Origin of the sequence: Amphritea pacifica (assembly GCF_016924145.1) — a bacterium.
In the GTDB taxonomy this organism is placed as follows: Bacteria; Pseudomonadota; Gammaproteobacteria; order Pseudomonadales; family Balneatricaceae; genus Amphritea; species Amphritea pacifica.
The window spans coordinates 1-26,841 of the sequence record NZ_JAFFZO010000048.1 but is presented as its reverse complement, the minus strand read 5'-3'; the positions used below and the strand labels follow the sequence as shown (position 1 = coordinate 26,841).

The following is a 26,841-nucleotide window of genomic DNA, read 5'->3' as shown; positions in this document are numbered from 1 at the left end:
GCACCAGATGCAGCTGATAGCTGAGTATACCCTGATGGCTGGGGCTGCTGACCAGATAGCAGTCGAACTCCGGGAAAGGATGGCTGTAGAGCTCTTTATTGTTTTTATAGCGGGTGACCATGCCAGTGGCACGGCTGAACGTAAAATGTTTGACCGCTTTCATAAACCAGGGCATGGGGAGGTAGCCATGCTCAGAGGCTTCCGCATAACCCCAAATCAGGCCTGAAGGGAGGAAAACATAGAGTATATATATATATATACTATCGACTAAATCTAAATGTGTTATAGGTTCATGGATAAAAGGGAGAATAATTACCATTAAAATAAAGAATGGTAAGAACATTGTACAGATACCTTTACCGAAGACTGTAAGGTAAAAATAGATCAGTCCCCATTTATTTAATGACCCAGCGCTATACTGGTTCTCATCCCAGTGGGTCTCGCCTTTATTCTCTTTTAGGCGCTGCCTGATCTCGGCTGGTGAAGGCTCCTGGATCATACTGACGGGAACGGTTTCGTTGGCCCGGGTCCAGGGCAGGGGATCACCGCCCTGTAGCAGTTTAATCAGCGTGCCCTGTTCCGGGCGTGGCTTCTGCCTGGAATAGCGCTGGCTGTTCCAGGCGGTGCTGCTGTAGGGCTGTATCTGTTGGAAGTCCATTTTTATTCGTTTAGTCCGTTAGTGCATTCAGGCTTGAGTGCCGCCATTAAACAGATCGATCTCCGGGCCCATACTAGGCATAAAACGTTGCTCAGCGCGTAGTTGAGCGATCGCCTCTTTAAACTCGTCATCATCCATTGAGAACCAGTAATCGGGCTTGCGGTTATGTTGCTTGTCCCAGACGGCAGTTGTAGGGTCGCGAGGACGGGCGGGTTCCAGCTCTGGCACATCGGGCATCGGCTGGCTGGTGTCCATATAGCGCTGGATCAGGTTCCAGATCCGTTCAAGCTCCTCCGGTTGCTGGCTGGTGCTGAAACCGTGCAGGGGGATGCTGTCGAAGTAACGATGATAGCGGTGTACCAGATGCAGCTGATAGCTGAGAATCCCCTGATGGCTGGGGCTGCTGACCAGATAACAGTCGAACTCGGGGAAAGGATGGCTATAGAGCTCTTTATTGTTTTTATAGCGGATGACCATGCCGGTGCTGCGGCTGAACGTAAAATGTTTGACCGCTTTCATAAACCAGGGCATGGGGAGGTAGCCATGCTCAGAGGCTTCCGTATAACCCCAGATCAGGCCTGAAGGGAGAAACACGTAAACGCTATATATATATATAAAATCGAATAGTCCATTTAGATCTTCAGGATCATCAAAATATAGATATATGGAAATGAATGGGAAAAGTGGGCCGAGGAAGACGCAAAAGCCTTTCGCAAACATAGTGATGTAAAAGTAGATTAATCCCCAGCGATTAAGCGAGCCTATGGTACATTGATTTTCATCCCAATAGGTCTCGCCTTTATTGTCTTTGATACGCTGCTTGATTTCTGCCGGTGTTGGCTCCTGAATCAAACTGACGGGAACCGTTTCGTTGGCCCGGCTCCACGGCAGCGGATCACCGCCCTGCAGCAGCTTAATCAGCGAGCCCTGCTCCGGGCGTGGCTTCTGCCTGGAATATCGTTCGCTATTCCAGGCGGTGCTGCTATAGGGCTTTATTTGTTGGAAGTCCATTTATATTCGTTTAGTCCGTTAGTGCATTCAGGCTTGAGTGCCGCCTTTAAACAGATCGATCTTCGGGCCCATACTAGGCATAAAACGTTGCTCAGCGCGTAGTTGAGCGATCGCCTCTTCAAACTCGTCATCATCCATTGAGAACCAGTAATCGGGTTTACGGTTGATTTTAGCATCGTAGGCAGCAGTTGTGGGATCGCGGGGCCGGGCCGGTTCCAGCTCCGGGATATCGGGCATTGGCTGGCTGGTGTCCATATAACGTTGGATCAGGTTCCAGATCCGTTCAAACTCGTCCGGTTGCTGGCTGGCGCTGAAACCGTGCAGGGGGATGCTGTCGAAGTAACGATGATAGCGGTGTACCAGATGCAGCTGATAGCTGAGAATCCCCTGATGGCTGGGGCTGCTGACCAGATAACAGTCGAACTCGGGGAAAGGATGGCTATAGAGTTCTTTATTGTTTTTATAGCGGGTGACCATGCCGGTGGCGCGACTGAAAGTGAAATGTTTGACGGCTTTCATAAACCAGGGCATGGGGAGGTAGCCGCGGCCCGAGGCTTCGAAGTAGCCCCAGATCAGGGCTGAAGGGATATATATATAAATACAAAAGAAAATCATTATTTCGATGAAATCAATGAAATCAATGGTATCGTCAAAAAATACTAAGGCTAGTGAAGAAACAAAAGATAAGGGGGCAAGCATCGTGCAACAACCTTTGGCAATTGCCGTAAGGTAAAAATAGATCAGACCCCATTTATTTAATGAACCCGCGCTATACTGGCTCTCATCCCAGTGAGTTTCCCCTTTATTCTCTTTTAATCGCTGCCTGATCTCGGTTGGGGTGGGTTCCTCAATCATACTGACCGGAACGGTTTCGTTGGCCCTGCACCAGGGCAGGGGGGCGCTTCCCTGCAAGAGTTTTGTAAGGACCCCTAGTTCTGGACGGGGTTTCTGATTATTATAGTTTTGACTGTTCCAGGCAGTATTGCTGTAGCGATCTATTCTATTCATCGTTAGTCCTGTTACTGTTCCCAGCCAAACTCATTGGCCCACCAGTATTCCCCTTTTGTAAAGTTCGGGGTGCTAGTAGGGTGGCCGGCGACTTCCTCTTTGTTTAATGGCGGGGTGGGGAAGGTATGCTCACCGATCTGCAGCTGGGCCCGGGTATGGAAATGGGCGGTATAATCGTAGAGGTAGCTGCTACCCTCCAGCAGCTTATATTCACTATCGGAGCGGGGCACGGTTTTATCGTAGCGATAGAAGAATATATAGCCGTTATCCAACTTGTGTTGATAGATCAAAGGAGCGTCAGAACGGTTCAGCTGTTCTACACTTAATCGGGGTTGTTGACGACCTATGCGGGTGACTTTTACTGTGCTTTTTAATACTGCCTGTCGGGCATGGAAGCGCAATGCTTGCTGATCCGGATTACTCAGGCCAAACAGGTTGCTGGTTACCCAGACGCCGTGAGTGGCCCCAAGATTTTCCAGATGAAGGCGTAGTTTAGTGGGTAGTTCGATCTGCTGTATCGGGTAGACTTTAATCCGCAGATTCATAATCAGGTTGATAAAGTGCTGCCAGGCCTTGTCCGGTTTTTGCAGATACTTATAGTCACCGGTCCGGTCGGGACTTGCGCCAAAAGGACCGTTCTTAAGCCAGGTCTCCATCGGGCTGTCTTTAAATAGCATGTAGAGGCCAAAGCCTACCAGAGCGATTGTCAGTCCGATCCAGCCCAGGGGATTCATCAGAAAGGTGGCGGTATAGAGGCTACCAAAAGTTGACAGGCCGGTGCCGAGTGCCACCATTGCCATAGCCGCTGCGGCATCCTTGTCCTGGGCGGAAATTAACAGGCAGGTATCCCATATGGCAACCGCTGTTGTTAAAGCGCCGCCGACTACTCCGGCAATTTTGAGTCGGCTTAGGCTCCTTTCAAGGTGAAGGCCTAAAGAAGGCGCGGAGAGGAGCCTGACAGCACTTGCTGGTAACTTAATAATGGTCTTGGTTGTATAAGTGGCTACACGGCCTGTTTCTCGTGACAGAAAATTTGAGGCATTTATGATAGCAACACTCAGATCAGCAGAAGCACTGACAAAAGAGACACCCCGATATATATTCCCATGCCTTTCATTAAATCCAGCCATTGTTCTCTGCAGATTTATTATCTCCAGCACCACAATAAAGTAGGGAACCCCCAGTCTTGAATAAGCCTGTCCGGCGATTCCACCCGCTTTGCTCTGGGGTTTCAGTTTATCCCCCAGATCCGCTTCTTGAGCTAACTGCTCAACCTTCATCTGGGTGACAGGGTTATCCTCGGGGATCATCAGTACCCTTAAGTCAGCTTTACTGCGGGCAGTGGCGCCCCGTCTTAGCTCAGTGCCTTTAAGGCTGCGTTTATTGGTGGAGGCCAGTAGTTTACCGTTGCTATCCTGAAGTACACCGGTACGTTTTGAGGTGGTTTTCTGGCGCTGTCCTTCGGTGAGGCCAAAGTGCAGCCCGGCTTTTTTACTGTGTACTCCCACCACATAGGCGCCCGCAATCGGCTCGCCGGAGGTGGGGGTAAAGGTGGCTTGCCCGAAACTGTCCGGGGCTATCAGTTTACCCAGACGGGTATTGTCGAGGTAGGCGGCCTTGAATTCGATAGTTTCGACCAGCTCGCTGAGGCTGGCGCGGGCGCTGGCTTTGTTCTGCAGTGCCAGCATAGCGGTAAAGAAACCACTGAGGATACCGTCGGCGGTATTGAGGATACGGCGGCTGCCGGCAAATCCATCTTCATCATTTTCGGCGAGTAGCGTGGCATGTTCCATTATTTCGACATTGTCACTGAGTAGCAGGTTATCACCTGCCCAGCGGGCGATATTTCCCGTGGTTGCCAGGCCACTGCCGTCGTTGATGGGCGGGGGCGCGGTGTAGGCGGTGTCCAGCGGCACCTGGTCCGCAGGGGGGTAGAGCAGGGCATGCAGCGGATGGCTGGCGCCCCGGGTGTAGAAGTTAGATATGATATCGTGACCGGGCCAGTCCGTGTCTTGCGTTTTATCCTGTAATGGATCAATAGACGCTAAATTCTGACTGAGAGCCTGCATGGCGTTGCCGACAATGACGTAGGCCCCGGAGGCACCGTAATCGAGACTGGTAATATCCCGGATGACGGCTGCCGTGGCCGGATTATCCAGTGTTTGCCCGAGGGTTTGTTGGAACAGCGCCATATCCTCCCGGCAGCGACGACGTTCAATGCTGCGCAGCGTGCGCTGGAATACGCCGATAGGGCTGTAGTTAAAGCTGTCCAGGTGCTTGTGGTTGGGGTTTTCCTGGCCGTTGGGCAGTGTGTCTGGCACCACAAAGCGTTGCACCAGCTCGGCGTTCTGGAAGTATTTCTGCTGCCCCGCGTCTTCCAGTATATGGAACAGGCAGGCACTGACCTGCATCGCCATCTGAGTATGGTGGCGAAGCTCGAATAGCGGGTCGGGCAGCACCATGAGTTTGAGTTGCCGGGCTCTGGCATCGGCCAGATAATCGATCGAGCTGTGAGCCTGCCAGAGGCTGTCCTCCTGCCCGGCGTTATTCATTTTCCGGTTGTACTGGGCGACCCGGGCGCCATATTCCAGCCGCTGATGAGTGCTGTTCTCCAAGGTTGACAGCAGGCTGCTGCTGTTATTGCGCAGCGAATCGACTTCGTAGCTTACACCGTCGTACAGGTGTTGCAGGTGGTTGCCACTGAGGTCTTGATTATAGCGGCTGGGGTCGGCCAGTTTTTGTTCAATCTCCGGCTCACGCAGCCGCATAGTCCTGAATGTGGTGTTCAGTTTTTCTCCCAGAACGTTAATGCTGCGGTGAGTAATCAGGCTGGTGCGTTGCTGAAGGATCGCTTGATTATCGGGGTGTTCGAGAAAGTTCAGATAGGCGGCGCTCCACTGAACTTCCGAATATGCGATATGCAAGCGTTGAGGGCTGCCATTGGCTTTGGTGGGCAGCCAGATATCTTTGAGTGGTTTGCCGACGGCTTTACGCGGGCCTTTTTTGAACGGTTTGTCAAAGCCTTCCCGGTGGTAATAAAGATGGGTGTCACGAAATTCTGCGCCGCTGTCTTCTCTGTTTTTTATCTCGAGTTCGCGCCACAGCTGATTGCCCCGGAAAATATAGATATAGCCATTACGTACGGGCGCCATATATTGCTCTGGATACTGTTGTGGCTGATAACTGGGTAGCAGCGTGAGGGGAACGACCGCTTGCAGATGATAATTCTGTTCGTAATTTTCATCCCGATATTGATACTCCTGTTTGTCGACCGCTTTGAATAATGGCAGTTTGATTGGCCCGCCTTCGTCGCATTCGATGCTGAGCCAGACGTTGCGTTTTTCGGTTTCAGGTGTCCAGTCCCAGCTAAAAATACTATAGCCCGGTTGTTCCATCCGTTGCTGTTTAGCTTCGATGTACTCCTGTTGCACCTGATCATTGCTGTTATAGAATTGATATGTCTGCGTAGTGCTGTGGCTGATACCGCTGACGCTGATGAAGAAGTAGTTGTCAAAACAGGCGGTTTTGGGAGGTGACATCTGAATTATTCCTTTAATTCTGTGGCAATCGCTTGGTTGACAAGCGGGCTGGTGTAACTCTATTGGCTTCACTGCCTTTGAGAGTGTTAAGTCTAAGTTATAGCGAGGGGCATGTTAAGAGAAGGGGAGTGCTTTTTTAGTTAAGTCGGGGCCATGAAGACCCCGATGATGGTTTATCTGGTTTAGCTTAATACAACGCTTTCTCGTCCCGTACCAGATCTTTCAGCATCTCCAGAAACAGGGTGTCTGCTTCGCTGTGTTCTGCGGGGATCTTAATGCTGGTGGTGGCAGACAGCTCATCCGCTATTTTTACGTTGGCGTGCTTATCGTCTATATATTTACGGGTGATCTCCAGCGCCGTTTCGCAGATGCCGGGTTCAACCATTATCTTGCGCAATACCAGTACAAACTCATTGAGTGCGCGTTCCTTGTTTTTAATTTCCGCAGTGCTCATGCAACGATCTCCGACTCAAAAAATGATAAATACTTTTTCACCACTATAGCACTCTCCTCCATCGCTCTGCAGCTATCCGTTTCAGCATCTGAAAAATATAGTATTTATCACGGCTGATCTCTTGATCAATTCCTGTACTGCTGGCAGAATGGCGGCACAATTTAGTTGTTTCTGCGCCAAGTAGGTCATCCCGAAGCAGAAACCTGATAAGCACACCCAGCTTATTTTCCCGGGTTTACAGTGTGTACCCACACGTAATCACCGGATGAAGAGTTGCTTTTGCCTTTCTCTGACCGTACCGGTCATCTTCGCAAAAGCCTGCTGGTTGATGTTATTACACACCAGTAGGCGCGTCATAACATCCTCCAGTATCAGAATTTTTTATACATGCTTTGATGCGTGTAATTTGAGGATACTATTGTGGAACAACTTTCAGGCGGCGAAATGGTTATTCGCGCCCTTAAAGATGAGGGTGTGAAACACATCTACGGCTATCCGGGCGGAGCGCTGCTGCATATTTATGACGCTCTGTTTCAGCAGGACGATGTACAACACGTGCTGGTTCGCCACGAGCAGGCCGCTACCCATATGGCTGATGCGTATGCCCGTGCAACCGGTAAAGCCGGTGTGGCGCTGGTGACTTCCGGCCCGGGTGCAACCAATGCGATTACCGGTATTGCAACCGCGTATATGGATTCAATTCCGATGGTGGTGATTACCGGCCAGGTCATGAGCTTCCTGATCGGTGAAGATGCGTTTCAGGAGACCGACATGATCGGTGTCTCCCGTCCGATAGTGAAACACAGCTTCAGTGTGCAGAACCCTGAAGATATTCCCTCCATCATTAAGAAAGCGTTCCATATTGCGGAAAGTGGTCGTCCGGGACCGGTTGTGGTTGATATTCCCAAGGATATGACTAATCCGACCGATCGCTTTAATTACGAGTATCCGAAAAGTATTAAGCTGCGCTCATATAACCCGGTCACCCGGGGGCATAGCGGCCAGATTAAGAAAGCGATCGATATGGTGCTGGGTGCCAAGCGTCTGGTTCTCTATACGGGTGGTGGTGTCATTATGGGTGATGCCAGTGCGGAGCTGACCGAACTGGCTAAGCTGCTGAATGCGCCGGTAACCAACACCCTGATGGGGCTGGGTGGTTATCCGGGTACCGATCGTCAGTTTATCGGTATGCTGGGGATGCACGGTAGCTATGAAGCGAATATGGCGATGCACCATGCAGATCTGATTCTGGCGGTGGGAGCCCGTTTTGATGACCGGGTAACCAATGGTGTGGATAAGTTCTGTCCAACCGCGAAAATTATCCATGTGGATATTGACCCCGCTTCGATTTCGAAGACTATCCAGGCCGATGTGCCAATTGTAGGCCCTGCCAAGCATGTCTTGCAGGAGATGGTCGAACTGGTTAAGGGCAGCAAGAAAAAGCCAGGTAAAGAATCGATCGATGCCTGGTGGCAGCAGATAGAGGAGTGGCGCGGCCGTCATGGCGGACGTTTCCGTACCGACGACTCTGAGCTGATGAAACCGCAACAGGTTATCGAGATGCTGAGCAAGGTCACTAAAGGTGATGCTTACGTTTGTTCTGATGTAGGTCAGCACCAGATGTTTGCGGCGCAGTACTATAAGTTCAATAAGCCGAATCGCTGGATCAACTCTGGTGGTCTGGGCACCATGGGCTTCGGTCTGCCGGCAGCGATGGGTGTAAAGATGAACTTCCCGGACGAAGAGGTTGTCTGTGTCACCGGTGAAGGCAGTATTCAGATGAATATTCAGGAGCTGTCGACTATCAGTCAGTACGATATTCCGGTTAAGGTTATCTGTCTTAACAACCAGTCTCTGGGCATGGTCCGTCAGTGGCAGGATATGAACTATGAATCACGTCACTCGCAGTCCTATATGAAGTCTCTGCCGGACTTCGTTAAGCTGGTTGAAGCTTATGGACATGTCGGGATGAAGGTCGAGAAGTATGAAGACCTGGAAGCGGCAATGACTGAAGCGTTCTCCCTGAAAGATCGCATGGTGTTTATGGATATCGCTGTAGATCCGTTTGAGCATGTATACCCGATGCAGGTACCGCGTGGCTCTATGCGGGATATGTGGCTGAGCAAGACGGAGAGAACCTGATCATGAGACATATTATTTCTGTGCTGATGGAAAACGAGCCAGGTGCGCTGTCCCGGGTTGTGGGTCTGTTCTCCCAGCGTAACTTCAATATTGAGTCGCTGACGGTAGCACCAACGGAAGATTCCACTTTGTCACGCCTGACGGTCACCACGATCGGTAGCGATCGGGTGATTGAGCAGATCACCAAGCAGCTGAATAAGCTGATCGATGTGGTGAAGGTGGTTGATCTGACGGAAGGTGATCATATCGAGCGTGAGCTGATGATGATCAAACTGAAAGCCAGTGGCCAGATGCGTGCGGAGATCAAGCGTACCGCGGATATTTTCCGCGGTCAGATTATCGATGTAACGCCGACCACCTATACGGTTCAGCTGACCGGTGCCAGCGATAAGCTGGATGCTTTCATCGAAACCCTGGGCACCAGCCATATTATGGAGGTGGTACGTACCGGTGTCTCCGGTCTGTCCCGGGGTGAGAAGGTGTTGAGCCTGTAACACTTTCGAACTGTTAAAAAACCGCTCATTGAGCGGTTTTTTTTGGTCTCTGCGAAGGGGGGGGGGAACAGAGAGGGGCTTATTTTCTGGTGAATCGTTGATTCCGACTATACTAAGTATTCCCCCGGCAGCAAAAATTAAAAACCGGGGAAGCAGACCGGCGTCACAGGGAATCTGCAGTCTTCTGGCGCACAGAGAGCCAGGATGGCCTATCAACAGAGTTCCGGTCTGAGGAGGTTATTATGATCCGTTCAGTCAGGCTGATCGCTCTGTCGTCGATCGTCGTGGTTGCCCAGTTGGGTTCGTTCAATGCTGTCGAGTATCAGAACGCTAATGCCAGCAGCGTTGTCAATTATATGTCCAGTGGTTTGACCAGAGATTTTAGTCGGTATTCTCAGCCACCTTTATGGTGGCAGATGAGTCTGTTTCCACGTTGGAACGATACCTATGTTGTTGTATTTGAGCAGAAGATGCTGGCCTGAGGTTATGTTCGCCACGAAGATGGTGCCGGGTTAATCAATACTGGTGTTTCTAATTTAAGCGTATTACTCTTGGTCTCACAATAACTGGTTATAGTACTCAGAGATCATCCTATGAGTGGAAAACTGCTCTATCTGGTGGGCGCTTCTGGCAGTGGTAAAGACAGCTTGCTCGAGGGGTGTCGTCGGCGCCTGCAGGCAAATCATGGCTGCTTTGTGGCTCATCGTTATATCACCCGTGCCCCGAATGTCGGCGGCGAAAATCATATCCATCTCTCACCGGAAGAGTTTGATATACGTGCCAGCATGGGGATGTTTGCCATGCAGTGGTACTCTCATGATTACAGCTATGGTATCGGTTCAGAGATCGATAACTGGTTGTCGAAAGGGGTTAATGTGGTGATCAACGGCTCCCGTGAATATCTGCAGATCGCAATGCATGCTTATCCCAATCTGATTCCTGTGCTGGTTGAAGTTGAAGAGGATATTCTGCATCAGCGGCTGACAAAAAGGGGCCGGGAGAGTGAAGCCGAGATTATCAAACGGCTGGCCCGGCATCGTCAGTTTGTTGATAGTCTGCCGGACAATATTCAGTTGATCGATAATAATGCCAATCTGCAGGATGGCGTTGATGCATTGCTGAAACTGATTGAGTCGCTGGCACCGGAGTCGGTTAAACCGGCCCGTTCTACGCATTAATCCAACCTTAATTACACGGTTATCTGAGGGTGCTATGATCGCACCCTCTTTTTTTGTCGGGGAAGTGAAATGTTCAGTATCGAAATGAGCGTAAGGGATTATGAACTGGATATGCAGGGCATCGTTAATAATGGCGTCTATTTTAACTATCTGGAACACGCCCGCCATGAGTTTCTGCTTAGCAGCGGTGTTGATTTTGCGGCATTGACCGAAGCGGGTATCCATCTGGTGGTGATCCGTTCTGAACTGGATTACAAGTCTTCATTGAAGAGTGGCGATCGTTTTCGGGTGGACGTTGAGCTGGAGCGGATCAGTAAAGTGAAGTTTGGTTTCCGTCAACGGGTTGTGCGAGTCAGCGATGACAGGTTGTGTGTAAACGGCCTGGTGATAGGCACGGCACTGAATGAGCGTGGCCGCCCCTATATCTCACCTGAGCTTGATGCGCTGTTCAGTGCATGATTAAAACCGCTTTTGATAGCCCGGCCATTGTACTATTGATCGGGCTCTGTATGTTATTCGGCCTGAATCAGACGGTGGTTAAGTTTGGTCTGGAAGGCATCTCGCCGTTGATGCAGGCCGGTCTGCGTTCTGTTGGTGCATCACTGCTGCTGATGTTGTGGATGACGTTTCGTGGAGAGAAGATCTTTCGTGACGACGGTGCTTTCTGGTGGGGGGTATTACTGGGGGCGCTGTTTGCCATCGAGTTTCTGCTGATCTATATCGCTTTGACGCTGACTACCGCATCCCATACCACTATATTTCTCTATACCTCGCCCTTTATTGTCGCCCTGGGGACCCATTTTTTTGTTCCGGATGAGTCGCTGAAGCGATCACAGGTGGTCGGGTTGCTCATTGCGTTTGCCGGGGTTTTCTTCGCCTTCCGAGATTCAGTCGATGGTGAAGCTTCCCTGTTGGGTGATAGTCTGGCGCTGGCTGCGGCGTTTTTCTGGGGTGCCACGACGGTGGTGCTGAAAGCCTCTCCTCAGCGACACCAGTCGCCCTCCCGGGTACTGTTGTATCAACTGGTGGTGTCGGCGCTGGCGCTGCCTTTGCTGTCATGGCTGATGAATGAGCCGGGTATTACGCAGCTGTCGTCATGGGTAATCGGGTCGCTGCTGTTTCAGACCGTTTTGATGGCGTTTGCCGGGTATCTCGCCTGGTTCTGGTTGCTCAGCCACTATCCGGCAGCGAAAATTGCCAGTTTTACCTTCCTGACGCCTCTGTTTGGCGTGCTGTTTGCCTGGATGATTCTGGATGAGCAGTTAACATACGATATGCTGGGGGCGCTGTTGCTGGTGGCGCTGGGCATCTATCTGGTTAATAAGCCGGGTCGGCGGGTGTAGCTGAGGCTAGCGGATCTGTGACCAGAAAGCATCGATCAGCGGGCTTTGCAGTTTCTTTTTCAGGGCAAACAGGCCTACGTCGTAAGCTTTTAGTTGCGGCTCAATATCGAGGATGCGTACCCGCTCTGCCAGCGGACTGTTGTCCAGTACGATTTTGGGCACGACTCCAACCCCAAACCCCAGACTGACCATGCTGACAATCGCCTCATTACCGGCCACCTGCGCATAGATGAGGGGTTTGCTCTGGCGTGCCTTGAACCACTGATCTATCCGTTTACGTGACACACCCTCCTCCGACAGAATCATCGGAATGGCCGACCAGTCGGGTGAGCCGCTGAGCATCGGGTCAAGCTGGAGATCTTTCTGCGGAGCGATAAACAGCAGTGGTGAAGTGGCAATATGTTTGAAGGCCAGGCTGGCGTTCAGGGTGTCAGGTTTAGCGGCAATGGTGATATCGTCGGTGCCAGCCAGCACCCGCTGAATGGCGTTTTCCGGATCGCCGGTATGCAGTTTCAGTTCAATTCTGGGGTGCTGTTTGCGAAAGTCACTGAGAATATCGTAAAGAAAGCTGTAACTGGCGGTGACGGAGCAGTAAACACTGATCTCCCCCTGCAGTTCCTGTACCCCTTCCAGCAGAGAGTTACGTACCACATCCCACTGGGTCAGCGCTTCCCGGGCATATATCTGAAACCGGGCCCCCTCACGGGTCAGACTGACGGTGCGGTTGTCCCGTTCAAAGAGTTGCACGCCCAGCGACTCTTCCAGCTGTTTTATCGCCCGGGTCAGTGCTGAAGGGCTGATATGACAGGCTTCACTGGCCCGGCCAAAGTGAAGGGTGTCACAGAGGCTAATGAATAACTTCAGCGAGCGGGTGTCCATACAGAGGGTTTCCAAAGAACGGTTGGCTGGGCGGATGCAACGCTGTCGTCGGCAGACTTTGTTGCAGTATTAGAAATGTATTTTTGCATATGTTTCTGAAAGTGCAATATATTCAGGCGGGGTAACCCTGTTTTTGTGCATTCATCTTTGATCTGGATTAGGGAAATCTGAGGCTATAGAGGGTAGTGTTTGCGGTCATATTCACGTTGCAATGGCGCGCTGTCGCCCTGAGGTCTGATATGAAGTATGACATCGTAATAATTGGCGCAGGCCCGGCCGGACTGAGTTTTGCCCGGTCACTGGGGGAAACGTCCCTGAAAGTGCTGTTGGTAGAGCGTTCATCCCTGACGACGTTGCGTGAACCTCCGGAAGATGGTCGTGAGATCGCCCTGACCCATTTGTCGGTAGAGATGATGAAAGCTTCGGGAGCCTGGCAGCAGCTTGCGGATAAAGATGTATCACCGATCTGTGCCGCAAAAGTTCTGGATGGTAATTCCAGCTATACCCTGGACTTCGATAATGATGATGCCGATCTGGATGCTTTGGGTTATCTGGTGCCAAACGACAAAATACGCAAAGCCTATTTTGAGGTGGTCGAAGATATCGACAATGTTGAGCTGTTAACCGAAACCTCCGTTGAGGAGGTCGGCAGTGGCAGTGATAGCGCCTGGGTTATCCTCTCTAATGGGGAGCGGGTTGAGTGTGATCTGCTGGTGTCTGCGGACAGCCGTTTCTCAGAAACCCGCCGGAAAATGGGTGTTCCGGCCACCATGAAGGATTTTTCCCGTACTGCAATTGTGTGTCGTATGGAGCATACACTGCCCCATAATCAGACCGCTTTCGAGTGTTTCCACTACGGGCGTACTCTGGCGATTCTGCCAATGACCGGCAATCTCTCCTCTATCGTGGTAACCGTTTCAAGTGCTGAGGCTGATACCATTTTCAATATGAGTGAAGAAGCGTTTGCTGCGGATATTGAACAGCGCTTGCAGGGCCAGTTGGGCAGTATGAAGCTCTATGGTCGTCGCCATCTCTACCCGCTGGTAGCGGTGCATGCCAACAAGTTTATTGGTCGTCGGTTTGCGGTGATTGGTGATGCTGCGGTGGGGATGCACCCGGTGACCGCTCACGGATTCAATCTGGGGTTACGCAGTCAGGAGACCCTCACCAAAGAGATTAAACAGGCGCTGTCTAAGGGACTGGATATCGGCAGTTATACGGTGCTGGAAAAATACCAGAGCAACCATATGCGGGTCACTAAACCGCTCTATATGGGCACTAATCTTGTGGTCGGCTTGTTTACCAATGATAACTTTGCGGCCAGGATTGCCCGCAAGGCGACTCTGAGAATCGCCAACAACTTTTCTCCTTTGAAGCAGGTGATCACCCGGAAGCTGACTGAGAAGCGGATCGATATCCCTTTCTTTCTGCCAGGGCTGAAATAGTAGCTGCATCCTGTTAACAGCATCGCTTTGAGGGCTGTATCGCGTTGATACCGCCCTTTTTCTATTGAGTCTTCAATCGGGGAAGGTATTCTTAGAGCTGCGGTAACAACAAAGTTGCCTGAGCAGAGGCCTGTTATGAAAACCCGGGAACAGCTGAAGATTCTATTGTTGCAGATCCGTGATGGCGAGCAGGTGCGTCGGGAAGAGCATCATAGCTTTGCTGAGTACAGCGGTTTGATGCCGCAGCAGATAGCGATTCTCAATGTTTTTGATACGCCGGATTTTCCGCTCACGGTGGCCGATGATTACGATGCTTTGCTGGTGGGAGGAGCCAGTGAGGCGGACGTTCTCAAACCTGATCAGTATGGTTTTATCCCCCGGTGTGAGTCGCTGATCCGTCACTGTGCAGACACCGGCAAGCCTGTTTTTGCCTCCTGTTTTGGTTTTCAGTTAGCAATACTGGCGTTGGGAGGGCAGATTTTCCACCGGGAAACCGGCTTTGAAATGGGGGCGATTCCGATTACGCTGACAGACGCGGCCACCCGTGATCCGCTCTATCATGATACACCGGATCAGTTTGCTGCCGTTTCAGTACACCGACAGTACGCCAAAACTCTGCCGCAAACCTGCCAGTTGCTCGCTTATACCGATCAGTGTGTTCACAGTTTTAAACTCAGGGGGAAGCCGTTCTGGGCTTTTCAGTTCCACCCTGAGGTCGATAAAGCCACCCTGATTGAGCGACTGACGTTTTATAAGTCACATTATACCGAGGGCGATGGTCAGTTGGAGCAGGTGTTGAATTCAGCGGTTGAAACCCCTGAGTCGAATATTCTGGTGCGTAAATTTGTTGACCGGGTACTTCTGGGAACCTGATCCTGTTTCTGTCCCCGGCTTTCGTGTAGACATAGCTTTCCCTGATTTGGAAAAGTAGAATGTCGTTACATTTTGTTAATCCATTGGTGTAAATAGCTCTATGAATGACCCACAGGGAAACAAACCGGAACCATCTGAACAGCCCGATCAGGAACAGTCATGTCCGGATCAAACGGGGCCTAAGCCCCGCAGCAGAGGGATCTATCTACTGCCGAATCTGTTTACCACAGGGGCGCTGTTCTGTGGATTTTATGCGGTAGTGGCTGGTATGAACGGGGTGTTTGATAATGCCGCAATCGCAATTTTTGTGGCGATGGTGCTGGATGGCCTGGATGGTCGTGTTGCCCGTCTGACCAATACCCAGAGTGCTTTTGGCGCAGAGTATGATTCATTATCAGATATGGTCTCCTTTGGCGTGGCACCGGCGCTGGTAACGTTCAGCTGGGCCTTAAGTGGTGCGGGTAAATTTGGCTGGTTCTGTGCCTTTATCTACGTTGCCGGGGCGGCTCTGCGGCTGGCGCGTTTTAATACCCAGATCGGTTCGGTTGATAAGCGCTACTTTATCGGTCTGCCAAGTCCTGCGGCTGCGGCCTCGGTGGCGGGTTTAGTCTGGGCCTGTGTTGAGTTTGGCATCGATGTCAGCGGCTTTGTTTACCCTATCGCTGTCTATGTGGCGTTAATGGGGGTGCTGATGGTCAGTAACGTGCTCTATTACAGTTTCAAAGATGTCGACCCCAAGGGAAAAATTCCCTTTATGATTCTGCTGGTGATCGTTTTAACGATCGGTGTTATCTCTATCAGCCCGCCTATCTTCCTCTGGCTGTTGCTGTTGGCTTATACCCTTTCTGGTCCGGTTCTCTGGTTGCTGCGTAAACGTAAAGCACTTAGCAGTTAGTTGTTGTCCAATACAGGCAGGAGGTGGTTATGGTGAAGCGGTATAAATCTGGCGGATCGCAACCGGTCCTGCCATCTGAGATCACGCCCGAGTCAGTGTATCGTGACCGGCGTCGTTTTATGCAGGCGGCGCTGTCTGTTGCGGCACTTCCTGTGGTGGGGTTTTCATCCCTGGCAGAGGCTGCCGGATATGATATTCCGGCGGACCTGCCGCGATATAAAGGGCCTGACTGGCTGCAACCGAAGCTGGCTGAGGCAAGCCGTAATGCAGAGTTATCGACCCGTGAAACCCTCGCACCTTACTACAATGTAATCACGCACAATAACTTCTACGAGTTTGGTACGGATAAGCGTGATCCGGTGCGTAATGCCCAGGAATTTAAAACTGACCCCTGGACGGTTGAGATCAGCGGTGAAGTGGCTAAGCCGGGCAACTATCATCTGGAAGATATTCTTGCCCCCCATGCACTGGAAGACCGGGTGTACCGTCTGCGCTGTGTCGAGGCATGGTCAATGGTGATTCCCTGGCTGGGGTTCCCGCTGGCAGATCTGATCAAACGTTTCGAGCCGACCTCAAAAGCGAAATATGTGCAGTTCACCACGCTGCTGGATAAAGAACAGATGCCGGGACAGCGGGGCTTCTTCAGCACGATAAAGTGGCCCTATGTTGAGGGACTGCGAATGGATGAGGCGATGCACCCGCTAACACTGATGGCGGTGGGGCTTTATGGTAATGCTTTGCCCCCTCAGAATGGCGCACCGTTAAGGCTGGTTGTGCCCTGGAAATACGGTTTTAAATCGATCAAATCCATTGTTCGGATCCATTTCAGTGAAACCATGCCGGCAACCAGCTGGAACATGACTGCGCCGGATGAGTATGGTTTCTATGCCAATGTTAACCCTGAAGTCGACCACCCGCGCTGGTCCCAGGCGACCGAGCGGCGTTTACCCTCTTCACTGTTAACACCCAATATTATTGATACACTGCCCTTTAATGGCTATGCCGATCAGGTTGCCCATCTCTATAAGGGGATGGATCTGACCCAGTGGTTCTGATGGTGTCAGTGGCACCCATGCGGCTTTTTCGCTGGTGGTTGTTTTTCTTATTACTGTTGCTGCCGCTGGGGAGGCTGGTTGAAGGTTTATTGACCAATGACCTGGGGGCTGATCCTGCTAAGTATATTGTTAAAGAGCTGGGGTTCTGGGCGCTGTGCTGGCTATGGCTGACGCTGGCGGTTACGCCGTTGAGAAAGTTTTTCGGCTGGCGCTGGCTAATGGTTTATCGGCGCATGTTCGGGCTGTATGCTTTTTTTTATGCGGTTCTGCATCTGCTGGCATTCGCTACGTTCCTGCTTGGCTGGCGTTGGGATATGCTGATGACTGAGCTGACAAAACGCCCCTATATTGTCATGGGATCACTGGCGTTATTGTTATTGCTGCCCTTAGCGGTAACCTCTACGCAGAAGATGCAGCGCCGGCTTGGCAGGCGCTGGAAAAAACTGCATATGCTGATCTATCCTGCCAGTCTGTTGGTGCTGCTCCACTTCGTCTGGCAGATTCGTTCAGACTTCTTTCAACAACTTATTTTTGCAATTCTGTTGGCTATTTTGCTGGGCTATCGACTATACCTTAAGAGGCGCAGTTAATAAGAGGGGTGGTTCTTATGTATCCGAACCTGTTCTCAGAAAAACTGCTGCTGTTAATGAGTTGGATCGCCAGAATTCTCAGATCGTGGAGCATGGTTTTTACCAAACCACCCGATGAAAGGGAAAGGAAATATAATATTCCTATGCAATCGATGTGGTTAGGGCTGCTGGCTTCAGCGGTGTTTCTGATTGCACTGATTTCGTTACTGTACTGGCTTTTAACGACGTTGGCAGGATAGGCAGTTTTCAGAAAAATTTTTCGGTTTTTTCTCTCCTACAGGGGCGGCATTCATGCGCCCCTGTCCTCTGTTTACCCGCGGAACTTTCCCCTTGCACTCTGAAATCTGCTGCTATACTGGCTTATAACCAAGTGATCATCTGGGATATTGGTTTGGACTAAAAGGGATCATTTTAGGCTTGGTATGCAGCTGTTGAGTTTTCAACAGAAAGGAGGCCTGAGAATGAGACGACGTATTGGAAGGGTCCTGTTTTTTGCGGGGCTTTTTTATGCGCCGCTGGTGACAGCGCAGTGGCAGGTAAATCTGGTTGAAGGGGCAACTGAGATCAGTCGATCTGTCTACAACCTGCATATGATCATTTTCTATATCTGTGTGGCCATTGCCGTGGTGGTGTTCGGCGTGATGTTCTGGTCGATCATCTGGCACCGCAAATCCCGTGGAGCGAAAGCCGCACATTTTCACGAAAGCACCTGGGTCGAAATCATCTGGACCATTGTCCCTGTTGCTATTCTGGTTTCCATGGCGGTGCCCGCCAGTACCACGCTGATTCAGATGTACGATAAAAACAGTGCGGACATCGATATTCAGATAACCGGGTATCAGTGGAAATGGCGGTATAAATATCTCAATCAGGATATCGATTTTTTCAGTACCCTGGCGACTCCCCGCGAACAGATTAGTAATGAACAGCTCAAGGGCGAGCACTATCTGCTGGAAGTGGATAATCCTCTGGTGATTCCTGCCGGTAAAAAGGTGCGTTTCCTGCTGACGTCAAATGATGTCATTCACTCCTGGTGGGTGCCTGCTCTGGCGGTTAAGAAAGATGCCGTCCCTGGTTTTGTGAATGAGTCCTGGACTCTGGTAGATGAACCGGGGATCTATCGCGGCCAGTGTGCCGAACTCTGTGGCCGGGATCACGGTTTTATGCCAATTGTGGTCGATGTTAAATCTCCGGAAGATTATCAACAGTGGGTAGCAGAGCAGGCCAGTCTTAAAGTGGCGGAGGCCGCATCAGCGCAACAGGAGATGAGTCAGGCTGAACTGATGTCCCGGGGAGAAGAGGTTTACAAAGGCACCTGTGCCGCGTGTCATCAACTGGAAGGCCAGGGGCTACCAGGCATCTTCCCGGCGCTGGCAGGAAGCCCGTTAATGACGGGAGATCCTGCTGAGCATATCAGTGTGGTGCTGCATGGTCGTTCCGGTACCGCGATGCAGGCGTTTGGTGAGCAGCTCAAAGCGGTCGATCTGGCGTCAGTGATCACTTACGAACGTAATTCATGGGGTAACCAGGGTGGCGTGGTTACGGTTCAACAAATCAGTAAGTTGTTGAAGGAGTAGGGTGATGGGTAGCTTAGAGAAATCAGTCCATAGTACAGGTCACCATGGCCCTGCCACAGGGATCACCCGCTGGCTCTATACGACCAACCATAAAGATATCGGTACGCTCTATCTGTTCTTCAGTCTGACCATGTTCTTCATCGGGGGCTGTATGGCGCTGACCATTCGTGCCGAACTGTTTCAGCCCGGATTGCAGTTGGTGAGACCCGAGTTTTTCAATCAGATGACCACCTCCCACGGACTGATTATGGTGTTTGGCGCGGTGATGCCCGCTTTTGTCGGCCTGGCAAACTGGCTTATCCCAATGATGATCGGTGCCCCGGATATGGCGCTGCCGCGGATGAATAACTGGAGCTTCTGGATCCTGCCCTTTGCTTTCACCATGATGCTTTCCACGCTGTTGATGGAAGGTGGTGGCCCCAATTTTGGCTGGACTTTCTATGCCCCACTGTCCACTACGTACGCACCACCCAGTGTGACATTCTTCATCTTTGCCGTGCATATGATGGGGATCAGTTCGATTATGGGGGCGATCAATGTGATCGCCACGATTCTTAATATGCGTACTCCTGGTATGAAACTGATGGATATGCCGCTGTTTGTCTGGACCTGGCTGATAACCGCTTTTCTTCTGATTGCGGTAATGCCTGTTTTAGCCGGGGTGGTGACGATGATGCTGATGGATATCCATTTTGGCACCAGCTTTTTTGATGCTGCCGGAGGGGGGGATCCGGTGCTGTTCCAGCATGTGTTCTGGTTCTTTGGTCATCCGGAGGTGTATATCATGATTCTGCCCGCGTTCGGGGTGGTGTCTGAAATTATTCCCACCTTCGCCCGTAAGCGTCTGTTTGGTTATACCTCAATGGTGTATGCCACTGCATCTATAGCAATACTCTCATTCATCGTCTGGGCGCATCATATGTTTGCTGTGGGGATGCCGCTGGCCGGTGAGCTGTTCTTTATGTTTACCACGATGCTGATAGCTGTGCCCACCGGAGTGAAGGTGTTTAACTGGGTTGCCACCATGTATCGCGGATCAATGACGTTTGAAACGCCGATGCTGTTTGCGCTGGCTTTTGTGGTGCTGTTTACTATTGGCGGTTTTTCCGGCCTGATGCTGGCGATCGCACCAGCGGATTTCCAATATCATGATACCTACTTTGTGGTGGCGCATTTTCACTATGTGCTGGTACCTGGCTCTATTTTCGCGCTTATGGCGGCGACCTATTTCTGGTTACCTAAGTGGACCGGGCATATGTATAACGAGTCGATGGCTAAGCTACATTTCTGGCTCTCTTTTATCGGTGTCAATATCACCTTCTTCCCGATGCACTTTCTGGGTCTGGCGGGGATGCCCCGACGCATTCCCGATTATGCGCTGCAGTTTGCTGATTTCAATATGGTGGCAACCTTTGGCGCGTTTCTGTTTGGATTTTCCCAACTGGTGTTTGTGTATAACATCATCAGTTGCATCCGCTCGGGCAAGCAAGCAACAGACCGGGTCTGGGAGGGTAGTCATGGGCTTGAATGGACGCTGCCTTCGCCGCCGCCCTATCACTCGTTCACTGAGCCGCCAGTATTCACACATCCCTACAAAGAGAATGACCGAGGTGTGTGATGAATCAGCTGCAGCAACGTAATCGTTCCCTGTTAATAAAGCTGTTAGCCGGTACCGTGCTGATGTTTGGTTTTGGCTTTTTACTGGTGCCTTTGTATGACGTGTTTTGCGATGTGACCGGCTTAAACGGCAAACTACAGAACACGGGGGCTCTGACACAGGAATATAAAATTGATAGCAAGCGCCAGATACGGGTGCAGTTTCTGGCGGTCAATAATGAAGCGATGCCGTGGCGTTTGCGACCCGAGCAGGCGGAGATTTCGGTCCATCCGGGACAGATGGCGCAGACCGCTTTTTTGGCATTTAATCCAACTGAACGGAATATGGTCGCTCAGGCGATACCCAGTGTGGCCCCCTCTGAAGCCGCCCCCTATCTGCATAAGGTAAACTGCTTCTGCTTTGAACAGCAGCCCCTTGCGGCCGGTGAAAAGCGCGCCATGCCGCTGGTGTTTATGGTGGATGATCAGTTGCCGAACTATATCTCCACCATCACGCTCTCTTATACCCTGTTTGATATTACCCCCGAATCCAGCCCGGTCAGCGGTATTGCTGTTGCACCTGCAAGGAGTGTTCTATGAGTACACAGGCTTACTATGTACCCGCTCAAAGCCGCTGGCCAATTATGGCTTCGGCTTCACTGTTTCTGATCGCCTTTGGGGCCGGAACCCTGATTAACGCTCTGAGTGCTGATACCGGTGGGGGACTTGGACTAACACTGTTGCTGGCTGGTGCGCTCTGTATGGGGCTTATTCTCACCGGCTGGTTTGGTCATGTGATCGATGAGAGCCGTCAGGGGCTCTACTCAGATCAGATGGATCGTTCGTTTCGCTGGGGGATGAGCTGGTTTATCTTCTCTGAAGTTATGTTTTTCTCAGCCTTCTTCGGTGCTCTGTTCTATGTCAGAAATCTTTCAGTACCCTGGTTGGGGGGGGAGGGGGAGAAAGGGGTGGCAAATATGCTGTGGCAGGGTTTTGAAGCCACCTGGCCACTGATGAAGACGCCCGATATGACTGCCTATCCTGGCCCCGGTGGGTTGATCGATCCGCTACATCTGCCGCTGGTGAATACTCTGTTGCTATTGAGCTCCAGTGTCACAGTCACCTTTGCTCACTACCGCTTAAAGCAGGATCGCCGGCCTCAGGTGATACTGTGGTTGATACTCACAATCGCCCTTGGATCGGCATTTCTGGTGTTCCAGGCGGTGGAATATGTCGAGGCTTACCACGAGTTAGGGCTCACACTTCATGCCGGTATTTATGGTGCAACGTTCTTTATTCTGACCGGGTTTCACGGCATGCATGTGACGCTGGGAACGCTGATGCTGGTGATTATTTTACTGCGTGTGATACGGGGGCATTTCGAGCCGGACCATCATTTTGGTTTCGAGGCGGTTTCATGGTACTGGCATTTCGTGGATGTGGTCTGGGTTGGGTTATTCCTGTTTGTCTATTTGTTGTGAATGGGCTGTTGTGGCGGAGACTGTTGTGCTGATGGCATCAGCGGGAACGGGGTGCGTAGTTGCAGTTCGCCACTGTAAAAGCCAATCAGAATGATAAGCAGAAGAAACGCCGCCAGGGATACCCGCAAAATCAGTGATTGCACGGTACGTCGGGAGCGACTTTGATCCTTCAACAGAAAATAGAGGCCTGCAAAAAGACTGATAATGATCAGAGCAAAGATGATAACAATGATGATCTTAAACATATTCAGTACTCGGTTTCGAAATGAGTAAAACTGTTTTAAAGCACGCCTCTATGAGTAAAGTCCAGAGGCTCCCGCTTAGCAAGTGGGCGATCTTGACGTTGACGGTGTTGCTGATCCCACTTTTGTTATGGCTGGGAGTATGGCAGTTGCAAAGGGCGGCCGAAAAGCAGCAATTGCTGGATCGTTGGAACAGTGCCCGGACTAATCTGACGGCGTTGCCAGAGTCAGTGACCGACTCTGTAAGCGTGCAACTGAGTGGCCGCTTTGTTCCAGGGGTGATTTATCTGCTGGATAACAGAACACGAGAGGGGCGGGCAGGTTATGAGGTAGTTGTGCCCTTTAAAGCGGAGCAATCGATGCAAGAGGTGCGGTTGGTGCTGGTTAATCTGGGCTGGATAGCCGCCAGTCAGTATCGTGAACAGTTGCCTGATATTGATCTGCCGCAGGAGATTGTTAGTCTGAGTGGCCGGCTGGTTACTCCGTCAGCACCGTTGCAACTGCTTCCTGATACCTGGCCGCAGAGCGGGTTGGTAAGAATACAACAACTGGATATGGTCAGATTGGCGCGACGCCATCCCGGATTGTATCCGGCGGTGATTCGATTGGAGAAACCGTTATTGCCCGAATTGAGGGTCGGCTGGCCGGTGGTAACAATGTTACCCGAAAGGCATATCGGCTATGCCGTTCAATGGTTCGGTCTGGCGCTTGTGCTGATGGGTGGGTGTGGCTGGCTTATCTGGCATCGCAAGCAGGAGGTGTTATGAGCAACACAGGTTATCCGCGTACTGTATTCTGGCTGGTATGGGCGGTTGCCCTGTTACCCCTGTTGGGGGCGTCACTGGCATATTTCTCGGGCTGGCGGCCCGCAGAGCACATTACCCAGGGGGAACTCTACCCTCCGGGTGTGACGCTGAGTGATCTGCACCTGGGCGACCCGGCGTTAACCACAGAGGGAAGTTGGCGGTTGATTTTGCTGGTAGGTGAAGAGTGTGGTGACGAATGTCATCGCTGGCAGGCCTTGTTGCCAAACCTGCATGCCTCACTGGGTAAGGACAGGGATCGTTTACTCTGGCAGCAGGTTGAAAACAACCAGCAGGGAGTGGGATTGTTGCTGGCTGATCCCCAGGGATTTATGGTTACCCGCTACCGTCTGTCACTGCCGCCGCAATCGATTATCAAAGACCTGAAACGTTTACTGCGGATATCTAAGGTGGGATGAGATGAATACCCGGCGCCCACTGATTATCTGTTATCTGGCCATTGTTCTGGCTGTGCTGGTGATTCTGATGGGTGGCTGGACCCGGATTATGGATGCCGGGCTTGGCTGCCCGGACTGGCCCGGTTGTTTCGGACAGATGACTGCGCCCATCTCTGCAGCACATATTGCCGAGGCACAACAGAATTTTGCCGGGGTCGAAGTTGATGCTGCAAAAGGCTGGCTGGAGATGATCCACCGTTATATGGCGTCCACACTGGGACTGCTGATTCTGCTGCTGGCGGTGATTGCCTGGCAAAAACGCAGAGAGTCAGGGTATCCGGTGGGTCTGTCTCTTTTTCTTCTGGTGCTGGTGGTCTGCCAGGGTGTGTTTGGCATGTGGACGGTTACTCTCAAATTGCTGCCACCCGTGGTCTCCGGGCACCTGCTGGGAGGCTTGTTGACCCTGACGATGCTTATTTTGCTGGCGGGCAAACTGCGTCAGTCTGCTAAACCTGCAAAGGTTGTTTCAGGGCGGTGGATTATGCGGTTGGCAGTGTTGGTGTTGTTTATGCAAATTCTGCTGGGGGGATGGACCAGTGCGAACTACGCTGGTTGGGCCTGTACTCACTGGTTAAGCTGTGTCGAAGGGCAGCGCACGGAACTGGATTTCAGGTCAGGTTTCAGTCTCAGTTTTGATATTGATCAAAATCATCAGGGAGGAACCCTTTCCCAGCCAGCCAGGGCTGCGATACAGATGACCCACAGGGTTGGAGCGCTGGTGGTGATGGCGACTATGTTCCTGGCCGGAGCCCTGGCGCTGCGTAACAGTGCCAGCAGAACCCCGGCCCTGATTCTCTTCACTCTGCTGATTGTGCAGATTTTTATGGGAGGAGCTAATGTGGTTTATGGGGTGCCCACCTGGCTGGCGTGGTTGCACCATGTGGGAGCTGTTTCCCTGCTCTTGTGCTTGTTATGGCTTAAGGCGCGTTACGAATCGGAGGTTCACTATGAATAATAGTCTGCAGCGAGTATTCCATTCACCCTTTGCTCTGTGCCGTGACTACCTTGAGTTGTGTAAGCTCAGAGTCGTGGCAGTGATGTTGCTCACCGCTATTGTGGGGATGTGTCTTGCAACACCGGAACTGCCTCCGATAGCAACGATGATCAGTGCAACATTGGGGATAGGTCTGATGGCCTCGGGAGCCGCAGCGGTTAATCATGTGATGGACCGGAATATCGATGCAAAGATGGCCAGAACACACCGTCGACCATTACCACAGGGAAAGATTGATGAGACCCGGGCGCTGCTGTTTGCCGGGCTTCTGTCCCTGTCTGGCATCACCGTACTGATACTCTGGACCAACCTGTTAACCGCATGGCTGACGCTCGGGGCACTGATCGGTTATGCCTTGATCTATACCATGTTGCTAAAACGGGCGACACCGCTGAATATCGTTATCGGAGGGATCGCTGGGGCCGCACCGCCACTGCTGGGCTGGGTTGCAGTAACCGGCCGGATTGAGCCGGATAGTCTGCTGCTGGTACTGATTATTTTTGCCTGGACGCCACCGCATTTCTGGGCGCTGTGCATCCATAAAAAAGATGACTATGCCCGGGCAGGCGTGCCTATGTTGCCAGTGACTCATGGGGAGGACTATACCCGGCTGCAGATTTTGCTTTATACCGTGCTGATGGTGTTGACGACACTTTTCCCCTTTATGACCGGTATGAGTGGCCTGATATACCTTATAGGGGTGACGCTGCTGAACCTGCGGTTTTTCCAGTGGGCTGTAAGAGTGTATCTGGCGAATGATTCAACAGCACCGATGTCGATGTTCTGGTTCAGTGTGAAATATATTATGTGGTTATTTGTCGTGTTATTGGTCGATCACTACGTAATAGGTCTACACTGATTAAAATAGGACACACAATTTCAATCGATTTAATTTTCTGATTTTTAAAGACTGTCAACGACAGATGAAAACCGGACGTAAGGAGAGTGCGGTTACCCAAAAACAAGAGTAAGGCCGGGAATGAATCCGAGCCTTGGGAGGAATGACCTATGTTTCTGCAACATATGTGGGGTGTCATCTACGACCCTAAACATGAGTGGCGAGATATACGTAAAGAGCATTACTCAATGATGCACTGCTTCTTGTCACAGATAAGCATTCTGGCGGCCATCCCGGCCCTGTCGCTTTTTATTGGTACAACCCAGATAGGCTGGAGTATCTCCGGGGGAGAGTTCGTCAAACTGTCTATACAGAGTGCAATGATGGCGGCTGTCGCATTTTACGTTGCGATGTGGATAGGCGTGGGGTTTATTGCTTATGTTATCCACTGGATGGAGCGTACCTATGGCGGGAAAGCCAGCCTGGATGATTGCATGGTGCTGGCGACATTTACCGCGACTCCGATGTTTATGGCCGGTATTGTCGGTCTATACCCGGTGCTGTGGCTGAATGTGATCGTAGGGATGGTGGCACTGGCCTATACTGTCTATCTGCTGTTTACCGGAGTGCCTGAAATCATGCAGATTCCTGAGGACAGAGCATTTTTCTTCGCCTCCTCAATTCTGACCGTTGGTCTCTGTGTTCTGGTGGGGCTTCTGGCGGTAACAGTTATTATGTGGAGTACTGTCATCCCTCTAAACTATGTAGGCGGTTAGCTAGCAGAGTCAGGAGCTAGACGCTTCGCTTGCTAGTGGTTAGAACGGAAACTGCGTTTCCTGCTAGAAAAAGCAAAGACAAAACATAAAAACCGCCGCGAGGCGGTTTTATGTTTCAGGGTTAAGAGATTTTATTCTACGGACTCGCGTACGAAGTGGGTTTTCACAACACTGATAAAGAAGGCTCTGCTAACCACTAGCAAGCGAAGCGTCTAGCAGCGGCGAAGCCGCGTTCTAGCCACTCGGTCTTAAAAACTTCGATGTTTTTCAAAAATTCTTAACTTTTTCGTGCTCCCCCTGTTGACTCCTCTGCCGACGGCGGTAGAATGCGCTTCCTCGCTTGAGACAGGCATCGGAAACGGTCACTGAAACAGGTGAGGCTGTAGAGTTTAACGCCTTGATAAATCAGTGTTTACACGGTTTTTCAGGTGGCGATAAACAAAACAGGAAGCGGATCAGACGGTTTGAAAATTTCGTTAAAATTCTCAAACAAAATGGTTGACTTCACCGGG

Annotated in this window: 27 protein-coding genes; 20 read left to right on the top strand and 7 right to left on the bottom strand. The window is 51.3% G+C overall.

Annotation, left to right across the window (positions count from 1 at the left end):
* The 5 genes from JW499_RS20265 to JW499_RS20245 all read right to left on the bottom strand — a co-directional run.
* Positions 1-658 (bottom strand): hypothetical protein (locus JW499_RS20265; protein ID WP_205212298.1); only part of this gene is annotated, 658 nt, incomplete at its 3' end.
* A gap of 27 nt (positions 659-685) precedes the next feature.
* On the bottom strand, positions 686-1,669 hold the full coding sequence (locus JW499_RS20260; protein ID WP_205212297.1) for a hypothetical protein: 984 nt from the start codon (positions 1,667-1,669) through the stop codon (positions 686-688).
* A 27-nt stretch (positions 1,670-1,696) separates the two neighbouring features.
* Positions 1,697-2,677 carry a hypothetical protein gene (locus JW499_RS20255; RefSeq protein ID WP_205212296.1) on the bottom strand — a complete coding sequence of 327 codons (981 nt, stop codon included), beginning with the start codon at positions 2,675-2,677 and terminating at the stop codon, positions 1,697-1,699.
* 11 nt (positions 2,678-2,688) lie between these two features.
* Positions 2,689-6,216 carry a hypothetical protein gene (locus JW499_RS20250; protein WP_205212295.1) on the bottom strand — a complete coding sequence of 1,176 codons (3,528 nt, stop codon included), beginning with the start codon at positions 6,214-6,216 and terminating at the stop codon, positions 2,689-2,691.
* Between the two features lie 187 nt (positions 6,217-6,403).
* Complete coding sequence (locus JW499_RS20245) at positions 6,404-6,670, bottom strand: hypothetical protein (protein ID WP_205212294.1); 267 nt, start codon at positions 6,668-6,670, stop codon at positions 6,404-6,406.
* A 420-nt stretch (positions 6,671-7,090) separates the two neighbouring features.
* Here JW499_RS20245 and JW499_RS20240 point away from each other — a divergent pair, with 420 nt between their 5' ends.
* From JW499_RS20240 to JW499_RS20215, 6 genes are all read left to right on the top strand, one after another.
* The gene (locus JW499_RS20240; RefSeq protein WP_205212293.1) at positions 7,091-8,812 is read left to right on the top strand and encodes an acetolactate synthase 3 large subunit; all 1,722 of its coding nucleotides are present in this window, start codon (positions 7,091-7,093) and stop codon (positions 8,810-8,812) included.
* A gap of 2 nt (positions 8,813-8,814) precedes the next feature.
* A complete protein-coding gene (gene ilvN, locus JW499_RS20235; RefSeq protein ID WP_091361688.1) occupies positions 8,815-9,306 on the top strand; it encodes an acetolactate synthase small subunit in 492 nt (163 codons plus the stop codon).
* A 242-nt stretch (positions 9,307-9,548) separates the two neighbouring features.
* Positions 9,549-9,788, top strand: a complete 240-nt coding sequence (locus JW499_RS20230) for a hypothetical protein (RefSeq protein WP_205212292.1) — start codon at positions 9,549-9,551, stop codon at positions 9,786-9,788.
* Between the two features lie 111 nt (positions 9,789-9,899).
* Positions 9,900-10,484 carry a phosphonate metabolism protein/1,5-bisphosphokinase (PRPP-forming) PhnN gene (gene phnN / locus JW499_RS20225; protein WP_205212291.1) on the top strand — a complete coding sequence of 195 codons (585 nt, stop codon included), beginning with the start codon at positions 9,900-9,902 and terminating at the stop codon, positions 10,482-10,484.
* 69 nt (positions 10,485-10,553) lie between these two features.
* Positions 10,554-10,943 carry an acyl-CoA thioesterase gene (locus tag JW499_RS20220; protein WP_205212290.1) on the top strand — a complete coding sequence of 130 codons (390 nt, stop codon included), beginning with the start codon at positions 10,554-10,556 and terminating at the stop codon, positions 10,941-10,943.
* Positions 10,940-11,827 (top strand): DMT family transporter, encoded by an 888-nt coding sequence (locus JW499_RS20215; RefSeq protein ID WP_205212289.1) that lies wholly within the window; start codon positions 10,940-10,942, stop codon positions 11,825-11,827. Before JW499_RS20220 ends, JW499_RS20215 begins: the two co-directional genes overlap by 4 nt.
* A gap of 6 nt (positions 11,828-11,833) precedes the next feature.
* Here the strand turns inward: JW499_RS20215 and ilvY are convergent, their stop codons facing one another.
* Positions 11,834-12,706 (bottom strand): HTH-type transcriptional activator IlvY, encoded by an 873-nt coding sequence (ilvY, locus tag JW499_RS20210; protein WP_205212288.1) that lies wholly within the window; start codon positions 12,704-12,706, stop codon positions 11,834-11,836.
* Positions 12,707-12,945: 239 nt separating this feature from the next.
* On the opposite strand from ilvY, the gene ubiM reads away from it, so the two are divergent.
* The 9 genes from ubiM (at position 12,946) to JW499_RS20165 (ending at position 22,218) form a co-directional block, all read left to right on the top strand.
* A complete protein-coding gene (gene ubiM, locus JW499_RS20205) occupies positions 12,946-14,151 on the top strand; it encodes a 5-demethoxyubiquinol-8 5-hydroxylase UbiM (protein ID WP_205212287.1) in 1,206 nt (401 codons plus the stop codon).
* A 135-nt stretch (positions 14,152-14,286) separates the two neighbouring features.
* Positions 14,287-15,024: a type 1 glutamine amidotransferase gene (locus JW499_RS20200; RefSeq protein ID WP_205212286.1), complete on the top strand. Its 738-nt coding sequence runs from the start codon at positions 14,287-14,289 to the stop codon at positions 15,022-15,024.
* A 100-nt stretch (positions 15,025-15,124) separates the two neighbouring features.
* Positions 15,125-15,919, top strand: a complete 795-nt coding sequence (pssA, locus tag JW499_RS20195; protein ID WP_205212285.1) for a CDP-diacylglycerol--serine O-phosphatidyltransferase — start codon at positions 15,125-15,127, stop codon at positions 15,917-15,919.
* 29 nt (positions 15,920-15,948) lie between these two features.
* Positions 15,949-16,974, top strand: a complete 1,026-nt coding sequence (msrP, locus tag JW499_RS20190; protein WP_205212284.1) for a protein-methionine-sulfoxide reductase catalytic subunit MsrP — start codon at positions 15,949-15,951, stop codon at positions 16,972-16,974.
* Positions 16,974-17,564, top strand: a complete 591-nt coding sequence (locus JW499_RS20185) for a protein-methionine-sulfoxide reductase heme-binding subunit MsrQ (protein WP_205212299.1) — start codon at positions 16,974-16,976, stop codon at positions 17,562-17,564. Before msrP ends, JW499_RS20185 begins: the two co-directional genes overlap by 1 nt.
* 461 nt (positions 17,565-18,025) lie before the next feature.
* Positions 18,026-19,141 carry a cytochrome c oxidase subunit II gene (coxB, locus tag JW499_RS20180; RefSeq protein WP_205212278.1) on the top strand — a complete coding sequence of 372 codons (1,116 nt, stop codon included), beginning with the start codon at positions 18,026-18,028 and terminating at the stop codon, positions 19,139-19,141.
* 4 nt (positions 19,142-19,145) lie between these two features.
* Positions 19,146-20,759, top strand: coding sequence for a cytochrome c oxidase subunit I (gene ctaD / locus JW499_RS20175; protein ID WP_205212277.1), 1,614 nt, complete (start codon positions 19,146-19,148; stop codon positions 20,757-20,759).
* Positions 20,759-21,337 (top strand): cytochrome c oxidase assembly protein, encoded by a 579-nt coding sequence (locus JW499_RS20170; RefSeq protein ID WP_205212276.1) that lies wholly within the window; start codon positions 20,759-20,761, stop codon positions 21,335-21,337. The genes ctaD and JW499_RS20170 overlap by 1 nt, the downstream gene beginning before the upstream one ends.
* Positions 21,334-22,218 carry a cytochrome c oxidase subunit 3 gene (locus JW499_RS20165; RefSeq protein ID WP_205212275.1) on the top strand — a complete coding sequence of 295 codons (885 nt, stop codon included), beginning with the start codon at positions 21,334-21,336 and terminating at the stop codon, positions 22,216-22,218. Before JW499_RS20170 ends, JW499_RS20165 begins: the two co-directional genes overlap by 4 nt.
* Here the strand turns inward: JW499_RS20165 and JW499_RS20160 are convergent.
* The gene (locus tag JW499_RS20160; protein WP_205212274.1) at positions 22,206-22,463 is read right to left on the bottom strand and encodes a twin transmembrane helix small protein; all 258 of its coding nucleotides are present in this window, start codon (positions 22,461-22,463) and stop codon (positions 22,206-22,208) included. The genes JW499_RS20165 and JW499_RS20160 overlap by 13 nt on opposite strands.
* 50 nt (positions 22,464-22,513) lie before the next feature.
* On the opposite strand from JW499_RS20160, the gene JW499_RS20155 reads away from it, so the two are divergent.
* From JW499_RS20155 to JW499_RS20135, 5 genes are all read left to right on the top strand, one after another.
* The gene (locus tag JW499_RS20155; protein ID WP_205212273.1) at positions 22,514-23,227 is read left to right on the top strand and encodes an SURF1 family protein; all 714 of its coding nucleotides are present in this window, start codon (positions 22,514-22,516) and stop codon (positions 23,225-23,227) included.
* A complete protein-coding gene (locus JW499_RS20150; RefSeq protein WP_205212272.1) occupies positions 23,224-23,682 on the top strand; it encodes a hypothetical protein in 459 nt (152 codons plus the stop codon). Before JW499_RS20155 ends, JW499_RS20150 begins: the two co-directional genes overlap by 4 nt.
* Position 23,683: 1 nt before the next feature.
* Entirely contained in the window at positions 23,684-24,676 is a 993-nt protein-coding gene (locus JW499_RS20145; RefSeq protein WP_205212271.1) for a COX15/CtaA family protein, read from the top strand.
* Positions 24,669-25,574, top strand: coding sequence for a heme o synthase (gene cyoE, locus JW499_RS20140; protein ID WP_205212270.1), 906 nt, complete (start codon positions 24,669-24,671; stop codon positions 25,572-25,574). The genes JW499_RS20145 and cyoE overlap by 8 nt, the downstream gene beginning before the upstream one ends.
* 149 nt (positions 25,575-25,723) lie before the next feature.
* The gene (locus JW499_RS20135) at positions 25,724-26,329 is read left to right on the top strand and encodes a Yip1 family protein (protein ID WP_205212269.1); all 606 of its coding nucleotides are present in this window, start codon (positions 25,724-25,726) and stop codon (positions 26,327-26,329) included.
* Positions 26,330-26,841: the final 512 nt, after the last annotated feature.

What these genes read in the sequence shown, in the direction of transcription:
- JW499_RS20260 (WP_205212297.1), bottom strand. Translation starts at nt 1,669, where the DNA reads ATGGACTTCCAACAAATAAAGCCCTATAGCAGCACCGCCTGGAATAGC.
- JW499_RS20255 (WP_205212296.1), bottom strand. Translation starts at nt 2,677, where the DNA reads ATGAATAGAATAGATCGCTACAGCAATACTGCCTGGAACAGTCAAAAC.
- JW499_RS20250 (WP_205212295.1), bottom strand. Translation starts at nt 6,216, where the DNA reads ATGTCACCTCCCAAAACCGCCTGTTTTGACAACTACTTCTTCATCAGC.
- JW499_RS20245 (WP_205212294.1), bottom strand. Translation starts at nt 6,670, where the DNA reads ATGAGCACTGCGGAAATTAAAAACAAGGAACGCGCACTCAATGAGTTT.
- ilvN (WP_091361688.1), top strand. Translation starts at nt 8,815, where the DNA reads ATGAGACATATTATTTCTGTGCTGATGGAAAACGAGCCAGGTGCGCTG.
- JW499_RS20230 (WP_205212292.1), top strand. Translation starts at nt 9,549, where the DNA reads ATGATCCGTTCAGTCAGGCTGATCGCTCTGTCGTCGATCGTCGTGGTT.
- phnN (WP_205212291.1), top strand. Translation starts at nt 9,900, where the DNA reads ATGAGTGGAAAACTGCTCTATCTGGTGGGCGCTTCTGGCAGTGGTAAA.
- JW499_RS20220 (WP_205212290.1), top strand. Translation starts at nt 10,554, where the DNA reads ATGTTCAGTATCGAAATGAGCGTAAGGGATTATGAACTGGATATGCAG.
- JW499_RS20215 (WP_205212289.1), top strand. Translation starts at nt 10,940, where the DNA reads ATGATTAAAACCGCTTTTGATAGCCCGGCCATTGTACTATTGATCGGG.
- ilvY (WP_205212288.1), bottom strand. Translation starts at nt 12,706, where the DNA reads ATGGACACCCGCTCGCTGAAGTTATTCATTAGCCTCTGTGACACCCTT.
- ubiM (WP_205212287.1), top strand. Translation starts at nt 12,946, where the DNA reads ATGAAGTATGACATCGTAATAATTGGCGCAGGCCCGGCCGGACTGAGT.
- JW499_RS20200 (WP_205212286.1), top strand. Translation starts at nt 14,287, where the DNA reads ATGAAAACCCGGGAACAGCTGAAGATTCTATTGTTGCAGATCCGTGAT.
- pssA (WP_205212285.1), top strand. Translation starts at nt 15,125, where the DNA reads ATGAATGACCCACAGGGAAACAAACCGGAACCATCTGAACAGCCCGAT.
- msrP (WP_205212284.1), top strand. Translation starts at nt 15,949, where the DNA reads ATGGTGAAGCGGTATAAATCTGGCGGATCGCAACCGGTCCTGCCATCT.
- JW499_RS20185 (WP_205212299.1), top strand. Translation starts at nt 16,974, where the DNA reads ATGGTGTCAGTGGCACCCATGCGGCTTTTTCGCTGGTGGTTGTTTTTC.
- coxB (WP_205212278.1), top strand. Translation starts at nt 18,026, where the DNA reads ATGAGACGACGTATTGGAAGGGTCCTGTTTTTTGCGGGGCTTTTTTAT.
- ctaD (WP_205212277.1), top strand. Translation starts at nt 19,146, where the DNA reads ATGGGTAGCTTAGAGAAATCAGTCCATAGTACAGGTCACCATGGCCCT.
- JW499_RS20170 (WP_205212276.1), top strand. Translation starts at nt 20,759, where the DNA reads ATGAATCAGCTGCAGCAACGTAATCGTTCCCTGTTAATAAAGCTGTTA.
- JW499_RS20165 (WP_205212275.1), top strand. Translation starts at nt 21,334, where the DNA reads ATGAGTACACAGGCTTACTATGTACCCGCTCAAAGCCGCTGGCCAATT.
- JW499_RS20160 (WP_205212274.1), bottom strand. Translation starts at nt 22,463, where the DNA reads ATGTTTAAGATCATCATTGTTATCATCTTTGCTCTGATCATTATCAGT.
- JW499_RS20155 (WP_205212273.1), top strand. Translation starts at nt 22,514, where the DNA reads ATGAGTAAAGTCCAGAGGCTCCCGCTTAGCAAGTGGGCGATCTTGACG.
- JW499_RS20150 (WP_205212272.1), top strand. Translation starts at nt 23,224, where the DNA reads ATGAGCAACACAGGTTATCCGCGTACTGTATTCTGGCTGGTATGGGCG.
- JW499_RS20145 (WP_205212271.1), top strand. Translation starts at nt 23,684, where the DNA reads ATGAATACCCGGCGCCCACTGATTATCTGTTATCTGGCCATTGTTCTG.
- cyoE (WP_205212270.1), top strand. Translation starts at nt 24,669, where the DNA reads ATGAATAATAGTCTGCAGCGAGTATTCCATTCACCCTTTGCTCTGTGC.
- JW499_RS20135 (WP_205212269.1), top strand. Translation starts at nt 25,724, where the DNA reads ATGTTTCTGCAACATATGTGGGGTGTCATCTACGACCCTAAACATGAG.